Origin of the sequence: Rheinheimera sp. KL1 (assembly GCF_001275035.1) — a bacterium.
GTDB lineage: Bacteria > Pseudomonadota > Gammaproteobacteria > Enterobacterales > Alteromonadaceae > Pararheinheimera > Pararheinheimera tangshanensis.
Genome location: NZ_LAMX01000026.1, coordinates 17,562 through 31,160, shown reverse-complemented (window position 1 = coordinate 31,160; position 13,599 = coordinate 17,562). Strand labels below are relative to the sequence as shown.

Below are 13,599 nucleotides of genomic sequence, written 5' to 3'. Positions count from 1 at the left end.
GAAGCGTTTAAAGCAGATTACCCCATACACCCATCGCAGTAAAACCCGCTCAAGCGCTTAAAATGCGTTTTAGAAGCCTTAACTCACCTGAAGGTGGTCTTGCAGAATCGCCAGTATTTCGTCGCCATCGTTCCAAGGGCCAGAGGTTAAACCCAAGAACTCGCGTTGCACTATGCCGTCCTCTTCACGGCCAAACTGGTGAGTGGCGGCATATTCCAGATTAGAGCCAAACAGCAATTGGTTGATTGACGCTTCATAACTTAGCAGATCACGCAGATAACCTTTGTCCTGCAGGATCCTATCTTCTCCTTTTTTACGCTTTAACGTTTCAGGGGCCAACGGTTCCCAAGGAGTGCCATCTGGTGCAACTTCCAGTTGAAAGCGGGCATGGTGTGATTCCAGCAGGTATTCACCAATTTGGGATAGCGCCGGTGTTAGGTCGGCACCGTTTTTTATTAGCTGGTTTAACGTGGTCACCAGCTCGGTATGACCTTTTAGCTTTACCTGGATAAATGCGCCAGCCATTACTCGGCGTCCTGGTACATCAATTTGATTTGTTCTTCAGTGGCATCAGCATAAACAGACTCGAAGACCCAGCCGAAGCGGTTGGCGTCTTCACCACCTGCGGCATTAGCCAACTTCTGTAGCTCACGAATTTGGTTAAGCTTTTCCTCAAAGGGCAAATCAGCCTTTAGCACATCAAATGCTTGATCACTGTAAGGCGTTGGCTCCGGCTTAGGGTACGTGCCATCGGCCAGCATCTGCTGAACTTTGTCTAAAATATCCATTTACTGCAGTACCTGTTTCATTAAGTTATCGAAGTATAGCGCAATGTCTTTGTTCCAAGACTCTAACGCTTTGCGATTTAAAACCCACATCACAAACAACTCTGCATGCCATTCTTTACTATTGGTTTGGCCGTAGGTGGTAAGCCAGTCGTATAACCGGCTATAAGGCAATCCCGCTTTGTAGTGCACCTGATGGCCGATTTCATGCAGCCAGTTTGTCAGAATAGCGGCATCTTGCCCATTCGTATTAAAGCGTTTGATAAAGTCTGACAGAGTAAATGCAGGCTGGCCGCTTTGTTTTAAAAGAACAACTGCATCCACGCTACGGCGCATTTCATTAATCACAGCGCGGCTTAAAACCATGTCGGTGTTTGTTTTGATCACCACATGGTTAAAGACTCTGGATGTAAAACCATCAGCGTTTAAATAGCCTTTGGTGGTCATTAGCGACATAGGATGATAACCAGGCTGCTTACCTACATAACTCTGTACATCAGCCACTATCTTTGTTGCTGCAACCGCTTTAGGGTTCATTTCGGCCTGCTTGATAAACAGTGTTTTCACATCATGTTTTTTAATGAAAGCACTGAGCTGGGTTACTTCTGGTGCTGCACTTGTCTGCATTAACTCTTGCAGCTTTTCATTCAGCCGGTGCACGTTCACACCAGGCACTGTGCTAAATGCTGACGGCACCAGGCGCTCTGGTAAACGCTCTGATAAAGGCGGTTGCTCTGCCACTTGCTGCTTAGCTATTTCACTGCTGCTTACTTTCCCTGGTGCGTAATCGAAACCCGGATCAATGCCTTTGGCTACCCAGTGCACTTCGCCAGTTTTTTTATCTGTCCACTCCCGCATTTCAATTACTGGCTCTGGAGATACCTGCAGTTTCTTCCGAGCCAGACTTTGCTTGGTTTCACCAACCACACGGCACTTACAGCCCCAACCATTTTGAGGAAACCAGACATCCCACCATGGACTGGTGCGGGGTAGTATTTTATTATGATTAGCCAAATGTGCAGGTCGTGGTGAGCGGCTATCGCCATGCACGTAGCGCCAGAACTCAAAGTTTTGCAGTTGCTTGTAACGACCACCATTATAATTTTGACGCATGTTGGTGTCGTAAATGATACCTGCGCGCCAAGCTGCATCACCGGTATGCTCCCAGCCAGTGCGTTTAACGATGTTTTTAAACTCGCGTTTAAACCACTTTAAACTCTTGCCTTCGGCTATCGCAGAGTCCACGGCTTTGCGTAAATCCGCCAGTAAACTGGTGGTCATAGCTCCTGCTACAGTGAATGCTGTGTCGTGCTGTTCCTTCCATACATCGGTCCAGCGTTCACCGGGCAAATTAAGCTTGGCCCTGAAAAACGCGATGGCCTCTTTAAATGGCAGCGAACCATACTGAGTTTTGCCGATGGCCATCAGTCACCTTGCTCAACGTCGTAACGGCCAGCCAGCTCAGCAGCAGCTAAGGCTAACTGCAGCAGTTCCTGCAATTCTGTGTCATTCAGCTTCCCTTCCAAATCCAGCAGTTGCTGCATCAGCTCTTCCAGGCTGGAAGCGTTTTGCACCAGTTCTTCAATAGGTTTCATTAGCTTGGCCATCACCGGAGCGGCTTTACTCCTAAGCTGCTTAGCCAGTAAATCAGCGGTATCAGGCTCTTCGACTGAATTGGTGGCTTTAAGTGAGGCCAATGCCAGGCGCAAAGAGGCAGTTTTGTCTTTGGTTTCAGGTGTCACTGAGTGGATAGGTGCTGCCGTTGGAACACCTAATACTGGTTCATTGTTCTCAGCCTGTGGGATCATTAACTTGGTATGCGCCCAACTTTCAGGAATTTTCATACCCACGCCAACCAGCTTCGGCAAGGCTTCTGAGAAGGTTTTAATATCTTCTGGTGTCTGAGTATCAAATACCAGGCGTGGCATGCGACGAGGATCACCGTTGTATGACTTGCCATTGAGCATATGCATTGGCCATAACACATGGCTGTTTAAGGTACTGGCGATTTGGCGTAAATCATGATCACGAATATCTAACCGGACTTCATTATGGACATTACCCAGCGCCTGACTGCCGGAGCTGTCCACCTGCGCTGTTAATGTCTGCCCCAGGATAACTTTAGATTGGATCCGCTCACACCAATTCATCATAGTCATGAAGGGCTCACCGCCGCCTTTGGCTGCTTCAATAAACTCCATTTCCATGCCTTTTGGCATAATGCCAGCGCTGTTGTGGCCTACGCTCCATACCGCCTGTAACAGCTTGTTTTTCTCGTCCTGTGTTGCGCCAGATGGATATTTACCAATACGAATTGGAATACCGTAAATCTCTAAAAATTCAGCCAGATCACGCACCGAATAGTTTTTAAAGATAAAAGGCCAGGCTAACTGACGAACTAAACCAGTTCGGGCTACATAGCCACTCCTACTGGCATGACGGTGCTGGATCCAGTTAAACGACTGCAGCTCTTCGCCTTCGGCGGAGCCATTACGCAGCACCAATTTGTTTTGATCGTGCTGTGACAACTGAAACCATGTGGCTAAGCGATGCTCGAAGGCGGACGGGATCCGAAAGTTGTTATAACTTTCCCAACAGTATTCGATATTGCTAAAGCCCTTCAAAATGGCATCCGACATATTGAAGATCACATCTTCAAAATCCGGGATGTCGGCAAATATGTCAGCGTAATTGGCAGCGTCTTTCTTTTCCTGTGCAGAAGCATTGCGAGGCGGCTCTATACTAAAAGGTACGCTGGTTAATGCCATGCGTCGTTTAAAGAGTTCGGCATGGATATGGCCGTCTTTTTCTTCAATGTCTTCCGCCAGATAACACTGCCCTAACAGGTTGCCTTGTTCTGCATCCGTTAGAATTACCGCCAAGGTGGCAGGGTTTAAGCCACGGCTTGGGTGCTCTGCAAACTCCCGGCGCAGTTGAATAATGCGCGGGCTGTTATCGGTTTGCTTTGTGGCTAGTTCTTTTTCGCGCACTCGGTACAGAGTGCCATTTTTATCCTGGTGCATTAATAACATCCTGATGAGTAGGAAATTTCAGAGGGGTCATCGCCCTGGTGAAGTGCTGTAACTGGGGTAAAGTCGATAGCGCCGCCTTCCATCCAACTTGCACGAATAGCCATTGCCAGAGCGACAGCAAAGTCGCCGTGACGCTGTTGGCCATCGGCTCCCTTGCCGGATCCTTTCTCAATTTGCGGCACACCATTTTTCATTTGGATTTTGCAAAGGTCGTCGATGATGTCCTGGTGGCGCGGTATTTCGATAAAGCCGTCGTCAAACTCTGCTTTAAGTTTTGGCATCCACTCGCGATACCAGGCTTGGCTCAGCATCACGCAGTCCACCATTTCTGTGCCGAACTTGAGACGTGCTGTTTCAGCTAAATAGCCACCGTTGCCGGTGCTATCAAATGCTGCGGCGGTAAAGCGCGGTAATCTATCCAGGATAAACATTAGGATTTGGCGCTGCGCTTCATAGGTGGCGTTTGATAGCTCCACCACAAAAGGCACTCGTTTAGTTAAGTCCGGCTTGATAGTGAGAGGCACAAAAACTGATAAGTCGCCTTTGCGGGCAAAGTCTTCGCCAAACACATGGCGGCAATCTTTAGGCAACTGTTCAAGTAAGAACTGAAGATTGTTCTCCAGCCATTCAGTGACGATGCGTTGGCGTTCTGTGTCTGTCTGAAGCTCAAAATCCTTGGGTGCGGTAAAGCGCACTATCGGAATGCTATGGTCTTTGACCATTGCGCGCTCAATCAGAATCCGTTTTACATACACACCAGAGCCCGCTTTAGGCACGCAGAAGTATTCTTCTAACGCGTCCTCTTCAGTGGCCGTGTCTTTGAGTAAGCCATTTTTCCATTCTTCTTCTTTATCTATGGACCAGGGCTGTTTGCGGATCTGACAAATCCGCTGATACAAGCCCTCACGGCACGCATCATCCAGGGTGATGGTATGGACGGAGTAACGTTTTTTGCCAGCCCGACTGTCTTGGATCAACTGATTAAACAGGTTGTCGGTGCCATTGTGGGTGCTGATTAAACGTACCTTGCTGCCCCACATGGTAAGCGCCAAGGCGGCTTTTAGGACTTCAGCTAAGCGGTCATGGAATGCGGCTTCGTCAATAGTCACATTGCCTTGCATACCGCGCAGATTGGACGGGTTAGAGCTTAGAGCCTGAATTTTAAAGCCACTGGCGAAGTGCACAACGAAGGTTAGAATTTCTTTACCTTCTTGCCCCTCGTCCACGAAAACTTCTTCGGATACTTCGCCTGCCGCCTTATCAAAGGCTTTGGCCCACATAGCCGCCGCTTCGATAAACTCCCGCGCCATTTCTTTGTTGGAGCCAACATAGAAGTGGTTGCAGCCACCGTGGCTGCGAGCTGTAGAAGCGCATAAAACAGCATCTGCGGCTTCTGCCCAGGTTAAGCCGGTACGACGGCTTTTCTCAGCAATTTTTAACGGGCTTTCATCGGCTATCCAGCGCTTCTGGTAACCCAGCAGCACCTCAGACGGGTTGAACTGAATCAGGGTACTGACATGGTGCTGAACAGAATCATGGATAGCCTGTGCCACCGGCGTCATCGCAATAGTTGCGGCTGCAACCGCTGCCTGAGCCACCTGCTTTAACTTCATGCGATCCCCAAAATTTCACGTTTCAGAAGTGCAACACCATCCGCTGTTAAGCCTGCAGACTTAGCGACTTTTTCAGTGGCCGCAGCAACTTCAGCAGCGAACAACTGGCGGATCTCTTTTTCGCGCTTGTGGCTGTGCATAGCGGCGGCCTCCAAGCGCTGAGCGGCCAGCATGGCGTCTTTAATCATGCCGATGTCCATTTCCTCTTTGCTGGAATTGGTCATCATGGCTTTGAACAACTGAGTGCGGCCTATCTCTAAAATCATTCGGCTGACGTCCCCCGTTGGCTTATCGCCTAACTGAGCCACCAACGCATTGCTGACCTCACGAATTTCACGCAAGTCTTTGCCTATGGTTTCTAAGTGGCTGGCATAGCGATTAAGCCCGGAGCGGGACAGCTTTAACTCTTCTTTGTCTTCAGGTGGTAGCTGGCTTTGGTCTATCAGGTCGTTGATATAATCGAGAACGTCTTGTTGGGTAAGACGGCCATCACGCAGTTTTGAATCTAGTTCCTGGCGAATTGCTTCAGGAAGCAGGTCTACTTTACTGCGGCGGCCACGGGTTACTTTATCCGTCATGGCACACCTTTTAGTTTGGGCTTGGGCGCTTGATGCCTGGAATTTTGACGCGACCTTCCGCAGCATCTAAACCGCGCTGGGTCAGTTTGGCAATTTGAATAGAGCCCACTTTGCTCAACTCAATTAAGCCTTGCTCTTCTAACCAGGCCAATTCGACACGCAAACCATCACGGCTGATACTCAGGCCAACAGCATTAATACCGTCATGCAAAATCGACTCGTTCAGGTCATAGCCCGTATCTTCGGCTAGTAGCCGCAGCACCACTAAGCGCTGATGTTCTTTCATTAAATTACCGAGCATTGGTGTTTCCCCTTAATTCGTTTTCAATCAGCAAATCCAGCTTGCCCTCAATAGAACGCATACGGCCATGCACGCTATCCACCTGACCAACCAGTCCCGTGACCTTATTGTCCAGGGCGTGGAATTCGTCTTTGGTTGGGATGTACTCCAGCTTCAGCTCAATCTTTTCTATCTGGGTTTGCTGCTCATCCACCTGAACTTTTAAGGCGTCCAAATCCTTTTTGTTTTCTTTCGGGCCCTTGCTAAGCCAGACGTACAGGCCAATGATGGTTGTGAATAAAAGCTGGCCAGCGTCTAGCCAGAACTTGGCGCCGGAGTAATTCATATCTTCGAACACAGCTTTTTCCTTTCATGTTCACGGACGCTCTGGCAGTCGATGCAGCAGACCGCATGGGGTAAAGCGACAAGGCGTTGTGCCGGGATTTGTTCGCCGCAGTCCACGCAGTAGTGGTTGCCTTCGGCGTCGATGTCCTGCGCTTCTTTGGGTTTGGTTAAGGCCGCTTTTAATGCCTGGTCGCGTTGTTGCTGCTCCAGTTCGCTGGCTCTGTCTAATAAGTCGCTCATGGTTTTGTCGGCTTGTCCTTGCTTGATTTTCCGAATGGCGCAAAGCCGTCAATAGTGCGCAGCCCCAGGTAACCCAACGCTGGGGTGTAGACCGTCATGGCGATGTACCAATCTGGGCCTGAGCCTTTACCAAAAGCCTCCAGCATGGCCATCAAGAGCACATAAGCTGTGCCTGCATAAAAGGACTGGCGGGCCATCAAAGGGCGGGTGCGGCGGACGTATTCATCAGTGGCACCATCACCAGCACGGATAGTGGCTTGGGTTTCGGCGTGACTGGCTTGCTGGTCAGTCAGTTGAGCGCTATAGCGTTGGTTCTCCAACTCCTGGCGGCGGGTTTGTTCTTTCTCCAGCTCAAGCTTAATACGCTCCAGCTCCACAAACTCTGCGGGTGGTAACGCAGCAATTTGCTGTGCCACGGCGGCGACTTTATCTTGTGGTTTTAACGTCAACTGGCCCACGCTTTCTACAATGTCGGCTACCTTGTCAGCGGTTTTATTGCCACCAAACAAGCTGCTGATACTGCGGATCACACTGGGGCCGTATTCAACGGCTAACGAGGCAATGCCTGTAGCAATGGCAATGGACATGGCTAGATTCCTAATAATTCCCGCAGCCGCTTATTCTCTGTAAGTACAGAACCAAGTGGTGCGGGTGGTTTGATATGGCGCTGGATTTCGACAGGAGTCACGCCGAACCAGCCTTTTTCGAATAAGTCCTGCATGGTTCCGTCACGGCTATGCAGAGGTGGTTTTGCCGGAACTGGTGCACCGCTTTCATGCGATAGCTTCTCAGCCTCAAGGCGCTTTTCTTTGCCTTGCTGGCTGCTCCATTCCCAGTTTTTACCCATAGCTAGTTGCGCTCTATACGCAGTGGTACTTTGTCGCTACCGACCAGAACTAGCAGCTTTTGCAGAGCACCTTTTGAATCCAGTACTGCCCATTCACCACTGACCACACCAAAGGCTTTGCCTGGCGCAACACAGCCTTGTAATTGGCTGGGCAGATTGGCTGAATGAAATAGGCAATGAGTGCGAAGAGACGGGCCTTCTTTGGTAACGCCAAGAGTTGGGGCTGTGATGATTAAGCACGGGCCAAAGCGAGGGCTGACGTGGGCTTCGACAATGTAGTCACCAGCAGGTAAGCAGCTTTTGCCTGGCACGTTGTTTAGCCAAGGGCATTCGACAGTGACGCAAATACGTTCCCCAGTGGTTGCGTTGAACAACTCACCAAAGGTGCCGTGGGAAAAACTATGGGTTTTAAGGTATAGACAAAGGGCTTCTGACATCTCGCCAATCCGGGTTAACGTTGGTTAACCACAGATTAGCGAGCATTTGATTTAGGTACGGATTAAAGGGTTTTGCTAATTAACCTAAGCTGCAACTGATTTACCTAGTTGAACATCTGGCATAAGTAAACGTTTTGAAAGCACCATCAACTCAGAACCGACTTTTTTATCTTGAGCAGTGTACTGCAACGAGTATTCAAAGGTTTCAAAGGACGAATAAATTGATTTTATCTGTTCACAATTATCATAGGACACCAACCAAGGAATCTCGTCCATTTGAGATACAAAATCCCTAATATTCTCATGGTCTTTATGCTCATAAAAATTTCTATACAAGCCCTGTCCCTTTACATAATAGGGAGGATCTAGATAAACCAGTGAACGTTTAGGCAGTCGTTTTCTTATTGAAGACAAAAAACTGATAGCATCTTCGTTATGGATATGAATTCGTTCACTTCTTAGTGCTATAGTTTCAATACGTTTAATCAGGTCGATTTTGTTAAAACGAGCATCTAATTTCCATTTCCCTGCTTGTGCTAATCCACCTATAACTCCGGCGTTTAAGATTCCAGACCTATTAGTTCTATTGAGAAAAAAAGCTGCAAATCCAAGTTCCAGTGGCTCCTGACCATTTTTCAAAATTTGTCTTTGCTTGTGCCATTCATCCATGTTCACGTCCGTGTCATAAATCAATCTGCAAAATTCCTCTGTATAATTAAGAATAGAAAACCAAAATGAGAAAACAGCTTTGTCTATGTCGTTGATGTGTATGTGGCTCACATATTCCTGTTGCAGAAGTTCTAACGCAATACCCGCACCACCAGCAAACGGCTCCACGTAATGCCCGTCAACTAAGCTATTTTTTTCTAACAGAGCTTTAATAAAATACGAAAGCTTCCCTTTTCCTCCGGGATATCGAAGCGGTGTATGAAACTTCATCTTATTTCCAAATTGCATGTATCAATGGGTAGCATGAGTCCCACATAACGTTGAGCTTATGTTTTTCTGGATGCATGTTAGGATTGTGGATAAATTGTTGTAATTGACCTTTTGATTTGAACTCTGAACCAGAGTAGGTCTGAATCGCTTGAGCTAAAGAACTCGATAATGCACCAGACAACTTTAAATGGTTACTTACCGCAACAACTTTGTCATGTAAACCGTCTTTATTGTTCTGCTCCATTTGGTTTTTTGTGCCTGCAGGCATTTTGTTTTCGATATACTCTAACAGGCTCATCTCAATGAACACGCGAAGCATAACACTTAAACTGTATTTATAGTTATTGGTTGGGTGCATCTTTGTTTTCATTTCCTTGAAAATCTCGTTGCACTTTTGGTTTGTGATATTTAACTTTGCGTCAGAGGGGATAAGCCTATCACGTTCAGGTGATGGTGGTGGCTTGATAGTTTTTGTCGCTGCATCGTTAGTGTTGAATTCAGTTGCAGCTTGCCCTTTGTTCTGGCTAGCAGCTCCCTCCTTATCAGTCTGGTTTTCGTTATGACTAGACGGCTTATGATTCAAGTCCTCGCTAGATTTAAACACAGGGGTATAAGAGCTTGGTTTCATTAACTGCCAAGGTTTATCCAGTATCTGAATAGTCTTTAAAATTCCAACACGTGCTAAAAAATCTAAACGGTCTGTTTTATAGTAAATATTTTCTACAGTGAAGTTCGGATACTGACCTTTTCCTTCGATTTCTCTAAGCAAAACTGAACTTTTCTGAAAGAATTCATTTGGTGTCACATTGCAGTATAAATTTCGGTCAATGACCTCAAGGTTTAGTGCAGCTCTTACCGAGGGATCAGATAGTAATCGAGTTAAGTTAGTAGCTTTGAGTGAAGCTTTAATTGATGCGACAGAACTACTATATAGTGGTTCATTCTCCAAGTACTTCAAGAACTGGCTTAAAAACGACTGCTCTCCTTGAGAATTGAGAAATCTGTCTTGTTCCATTGTTTCCCACTGAACTCTGCTTCTTCCCTGATTTTGTCCAGTATGCTTTAGACGAATCCAATGTTCAGCCTCTGACAGCTCATCAACAATTACAACTTCAAGAGCACTAGGTATTGAATTAATAGTCTTGCTAAGTTTGGCAAAAACATCTTTGAATTTACCTAAATCATCGTTTATTAGATTCGGTTCTTTTAGCGTCTTCAAAACCGTAATTCTGCGGTTACCTTCGAGCACGGTAAAGTGCTCCTTCTCAGAAATATGAGGGATCACTATGATTTTTTCGGTTGGATCTAAACCATACTCACATATATCACGGGCAAGTTGCACGATCCTGTCACCTTGTAACTCAATCATTTTATTGATTGCTGATCTTTCACCATCCTGAGGTTCAGGAAATCTAGGGTTTTCAGTATTAATCAGTATTTTTTCAAGCTGCACAGAATCGTGTTTGATCATCACTAACATCCTTTTTAACTTTTTCAACACTATAGTCTAAAAGATGTTAGCGTCTCAATAGAAGAGACAATTCAAAACAATCTGTATTGGCGACGCGCTTTTTCCGCGGCCAACTGTTCAGCGACAATGCTGTAAATTTGCATTGGGGTAAGTCCAAACTCCCGCGCAAGTTGGTCGATGTTCGAGCCTTTATGAGCTTTGAATATGCGGATATTTCGCAGCTCTTTCGCCAGTTTCTCGTTGCGCGGGATGTAGGTTTGCAAACCACCAAAGTAATGAGCCAGCGCCACAATCAAGCGCTGAGCAACATCCTCTGGATTCTTCACATTCCGGCATTTTAACTCGGCTTCAAACAGAGCAATCATGCTTTGCAGCATGGCAGGAACGCGCTTCACTACATCACAACGCTGCTCTGGTGGTAGGTTCTCCAGCTCCTGCAGCAGATGTTGCAAATCTGCATCGGATGCAAAGGCATCCAGTTGTTGTTCAGTATTCATGTGGCACCTCTTATATCTCTGCCGCCTAACTGCTTCATTCGTTCTTGAAATAACCTGTTGTTCTCCTCGGCACTAATTTGGGTGTCCTGCTTTAGCTCAATAGATGATTTCACAGGTTTTACTGGCTCAGCTCCAGCTTTGGCTTCCATCACTCGTTTTAAGTAGTTGTGATTGGCCAGGCTTTTTTGTCGCCACGGATCCGGTTGTTTTGAATGCCGGTAACGGTTTCCCTCAATGACTCAGCCAATAAAGGTTGGTTAGCAGTAAGTGCTAAAGTTTCTTGTGCCAGGCTAAGTGCTCTGTCATTGGTTAAATCACGCTTTTCAGGACGAAACAGGCCAAGGTAAGCCACCAAAGCTGGCCCCAATTGATAGCCCAGCTTTGACACTAACCCCAACAGCTGGCGGCCTGCTTCATCCTGAACCAATTGTTCTAGGTGAATATGGCTATGGCATACGGGGCAACGGCCTAACCTCATGCTGTTTTCCCCAGGTGCTTTTCAAACCGTTCCAGTACCTGCGTATAGCTGGCCTGGCGATGTATGCTGTGCCCTTGCTTTTCCAGAGCCAGAAACATGCAGCGACGGCACCAAAACTTGATGCTGTTGAGCAGCTTGACTGCATCTTCATTGCGAACCCATTGCACCTCTGCAATACCTTCGCCACCATTATGCTGGGCCGTCATACGTTGCACCCACATATTCAACGCTGTTTCAGTGCCATCCTGGATAAATCCATGTTTGGCCATAAAAATCCAAATAGCACGGATAGCGCTGCGTTCATCCTTCGGGCCATCCTCTGAGCTTGGGCTTAAACGCTTTTTATCTGCTGTTTTATCGGCTTTTAAAACAGGTTTAAAACCCAACTTTTTAAAGGCTTCATACACAGCAATTAACTCTGGAATACTCATTTGAGCACTACTGCTTTTGTTGTTGCCATAAAACGCCAGATGCGCTCTGTAGCTTTCTTCGTCCATGTTTAGCTTGGTTTTGGCAACATGAATTAGGCGTATCAGCGATTGCTTGCTGTACTGGCCATTCATCTTGTTTGCTTGATTCATTGCTACCTCTTGGCTGCTCATCAGTGCCAGTGAACCACCACTGGCAGACGCCCTAAACTGTAGGGCGTTTCGCTTAATCCTCGTCAATCGTGAAATCATGGTTATGGGTAACAACAAGCTGAACCTGTGTTTTTGGCCGACCATCAGTAAAACTACCTAACCAGGTCGCCACGTGGTCATCACCAAACTCTTCCATTGATTTCATAGAATCCAACACTAGAGCTACGAAGGTTGGTGATTCGCTGGCTATACGATTCAGCAAATCGTTTTCGTACTGACTGTCCTGTAACGCTGAGACAAGCGCACGAGTATCGGCAGCTAAGTCATGTGGTCTCATTGGTTAAGAGCCTTCATCAAAACCATGTCAGCACTCTGTGGGCGCTGTTGGTTACCCAACACCCACAGAAGGGCGTCAATGACGCCATCTTCATAAGTGCGATGAGGTTGGTTAGTACCGAACTGTTCTTTCAGGCTTAGCTCTACAGCAATTTCTTGCTGGATCAGTTCATCATCAGGGCGCTTCATAAGTGCACCGCAGCTAAGTCCAGAGGGATAGGTTTGTACTGGTCGGTGTCGCCTATGCGTTCATAGACACGGATATAGGACTTACTACCTACTACTTGCAATGAATCACTGATAGCGTCCATAGCCTTTAACCAGCGTTCGTCTTTGATCTCTAAGCGTCGTAACTGCAGAACTCGGCCTGTATTGATATTGCCTTGCTTGTCGGTAGCAAAGGCGTTATCCACAATGGCTTTAATTTCGTCTGAGGCGTTTTTAATCCAGTCTTTGACACAAGCATCAATGAGAGCTTTAGCCGCTTGGATGCGCTCATCAAAAACTATGCTGTCTGAGATAGCGCGGACAATTTTGAAACGGCCATCATAGGAATACAGCGATAAATTACCTTTCTTACCGCCAAGGTTGGCACCGTATTGCTCAGCAGATAACTCCACAAAAGCGGCAATATCCGCAAAGGATTGACGTTTAAACTCTGCCATTTGAGCACTAAGCTTGATTGATTTCTCAATCAGTTCTTTCACTAACTGATCGCGAGCCTTGTCGATTTCTTTGACTTTGCTTTCAGGTATCAGTGCACCTTTCGCATCTTTCCAGTAGCCAGCTGGGATCAATGAATCAATTTGCTGTGGCTGTTTGGGTAAATTCATGTGGGGGTTCCTCTAGCGATGATAGTTGGGGGGATTAATTAGTTAACGCTGCAGGGGCAGCTTTCCAAGTAACCAGACAGCCTTTAAAGCGGGCGGCCTGAATACGCACAGGATCACAACCTTGGCTGCGCACGCTGATCACTTCAGCACCTTTCGGGGTTATTTCTTCCGATGGTGTCTCGATAGTGATCACTGGATGCTTGTTGCCTAAACACACGTCAGTGACGTTGCATCCGATGGCAGCAAGTGCATCGACAGCGGCTGTAGCGCCATATAAAGCGGCTTTAACTTCATTTGTTGTTTTCAT

21 protein-coding genes and 1 other RNA gene are annotated in these 13,599 nt (G+C 47.0%); all 22 read right to left on the bottom strand.

From position 1 onward, the window contains the following. Positions 1 to 78: 78 nt before the first annotated feature. Positions 79 to 525 (bottom strand): phage virion morphogenesis protein, encoded by a 447-nt coding sequence (locus WH43_RS14370; RefSeq protein WP_053425290.1) that lies wholly within the window; start codon positions 523 to 525, stop codon positions 79 to 81. Next, positions 525 to 788 carry a hypothetical protein gene (locus tag WH43_RS14365; protein ID WP_053425289.1) on the bottom strand — a complete coding sequence of 88 codons (264 nt, stop codon included), beginning with the start codon at positions 786 to 788 and terminating at the stop codon, positions 525 to 527. The genes WH43_RS14370 and WH43_RS14365 overlap by 1 nt, the downstream gene beginning before the upstream one ends. Then, positions 789 to 2,210, bottom strand: coding sequence for a phage minor head protein (locus WH43_RS14360; RefSeq protein WP_053425288.1), 1,422 nt, complete (start codon positions 2,208 to 2,210; stop codon positions 789 to 791). Beyond that, a complete protein-coding gene (locus WH43_RS14355) occupies positions 2,210 to 3,808 on the bottom strand; it encodes a DUF935 domain-containing protein (protein WP_053425287.1) in 1,599 nt (532 codons plus the stop codon). The genes WH43_RS14360 and WH43_RS14355 overlap by 1 nt, the downstream gene beginning before the upstream one ends. Next, on the bottom strand, positions 3,808 to 5,430 hold the full coding sequence (locus WH43_RS14350; protein ID WP_286049775.1) for a terminase large subunit domain-containing protein: 1,623 nt from the start codon (positions 5,428 to 5,430) through the stop codon (positions 3,808 to 3,810). The genes WH43_RS14355 and WH43_RS14350 overlap by 1 nt, the downstream gene beginning before the upstream one ends. Further along, the gene (locus WH43_RS14345; protein WP_053425286.1) at positions 5,427 to 6,008 is read right to left on the bottom strand and encodes a DUF3486 family protein; all 582 of its coding nucleotides are present in this window, start codon (positions 6,006 to 6,008) and stop codon (positions 5,427 to 5,429) included. The genes WH43_RS14350 and WH43_RS14345 overlap by 4 nt, the downstream gene beginning before the upstream one ends. A gap of 10 nt (positions 6,009 to 6,018) precedes the next feature. Further along, positions 6,019 to 6,309 (bottom strand): VpaChn25_0724 family phage protein, encoded by a 291-nt coding sequence (locus WH43_RS14340; RefSeq protein ID WP_053425285.1) that lies wholly within the window; start codon positions 6,307 to 6,309, stop codon positions 6,019 to 6,021. After that, entirely contained in the window at positions 6,299 to 6,646 is a 348-nt protein-coding gene (locus WH43_RS14335; RefSeq protein ID WP_152342867.1) for a DUF2730 family protein, read from the bottom strand. The genes WH43_RS14340 and WH43_RS14335 overlap by 11 nt, the downstream gene beginning before the upstream one ends. After that, complete coding sequence (locus tag WH43_RS20075) at positions 6,631 to 6,873, bottom strand: TraR/DksA family transcriptional regulator (protein ID WP_053425283.1); 243 nt, start codon at positions 6,871 to 6,873, stop codon at positions 6,631 to 6,633. The genes WH43_RS14335 and WH43_RS20075 overlap by 16 nt, the downstream gene beginning before the upstream one ends. Then, a complete protein-coding gene (locus WH43_RS14325; RefSeq protein WP_053425282.1) occupies positions 6,870 to 7,460 on the bottom strand; it encodes a hypothetical protein in 591 nt (196 codons plus the stop codon). Before WH43_RS14325 ends, WH43_RS20075 begins: the two co-directional genes overlap by 4 nt. Positions 7,461 to 7,462: 2 nt before the next feature. After that, positions 7,463 to 7,720: a hypothetical protein gene (locus tag WH43_RS14320; RefSeq protein ID WP_053425281.1), complete on the bottom strand. Its 258-nt coding sequence runs from the start codon at positions 7,718 to 7,720 to the stop codon at positions 7,463 to 7,465. 2 nt (positions 7,721 to 7,722) lie between these two features. Next, entirely contained in the window at positions 7,723 to 8,157 is a 435-nt protein-coding gene (locus WH43_RS14315) for a DUF5675 family protein (RefSeq protein ID WP_053425280.1), read from the bottom strand. A gap of 84 nt (positions 8,158 to 8,241) precedes the next feature. Then, a complete protein-coding gene (locus tag WH43_RS14310; protein ID WP_053425279.1) occupies positions 8,242 to 9,096 on the bottom strand; it encodes a DNA adenine methylase in 855 nt (284 codons plus the stop codon). A gap of 1 nt (position 9,097) precedes the next feature. After that, a complete protein-coding gene (locus tag WH43_RS14305) occupies positions 9,098 to 10,567 on the bottom strand; it encodes a hypothetical protein (protein ID WP_053425278.1) in 1,470 nt (489 codons plus the stop codon). Between the two features lie 71 nt (positions 10,568 to 10,638). Next, a complete protein-coding gene (locus WH43_RS14300; protein ID WP_053425277.1) occupies positions 10,639 to 11,064 on the bottom strand; it encodes a Mor transcription activator family protein in 426 nt (141 codons plus the stop codon). 157 nt (positions 11,065 to 11,221) lie between these two features. Continuing rightward, positions 11,222 to 11,542, bottom strand: a complete 321-nt coding sequence (locus WH43_RS14295; protein WP_053425276.1) for an HI_1489 N-terminal domain-containing protein — start codon at positions 11,540 to 11,542, stop codon at positions 11,222 to 11,224. Beyond that, positions 11,539 to 12,123: a gp16 family protein gene (locus WH43_RS14290; RefSeq protein WP_053425275.1), complete on the bottom strand. Its 585-nt coding sequence runs from the start codon at positions 12,121 to 12,123 to the stop codon at positions 11,539 to 11,541. The genes WH43_RS14295 and WH43_RS14290 overlap by 4 nt, the downstream gene beginning before the upstream one ends. Positions 12,124 to 12,130: 7 nt before the next feature. Next, positions 12,131 to 12,198: hammerhead ribozyme type II (locus WH43_RS19865), an RNA gene on the bottom strand. Beyond that, complete coding sequence (locus tag WH43_RS14285; RefSeq protein ID WP_053425274.1) at positions 12,197 to 12,460, bottom strand: hypothetical protein; 264 nt, start codon at positions 12,458 to 12,460, stop codon at positions 12,197 to 12,199. Before WH43_RS14285 ends, WH43_RS19865 begins: the two co-directional genes overlap by 2 nt. Then, entirely contained in the window at positions 12,457 to 12,648 is a 192-nt protein-coding gene (locus WH43_RS14280) for a hypothetical protein (protein WP_053425273.1), read from the bottom strand. The genes WH43_RS14285 and WH43_RS14280 overlap by 4 nt, the downstream gene beginning before the upstream one ends. Then, positions 12,645 to 13,292 carry a DUF3164 family protein gene (locus WH43_RS14275; RefSeq protein WP_053425272.1) on the bottom strand — a complete coding sequence of 216 codons (648 nt, stop codon included), beginning with the start codon at positions 13,290 to 13,292 and terminating at the stop codon, positions 12,645 to 12,647. Before WH43_RS14275 ends, WH43_RS14280 begins: the two co-directional genes overlap by 4 nt. A 34-nt stretch (positions 13,293 to 13,326) precedes the next feature. Further along, a complete protein-coding gene (locus WH43_RS14270) occupies positions 13,327 to 13,599 on the bottom strand; it encodes a Kil protein family (RefSeq protein ID WP_053425271.1) in 273 nt (90 codons plus the stop codon).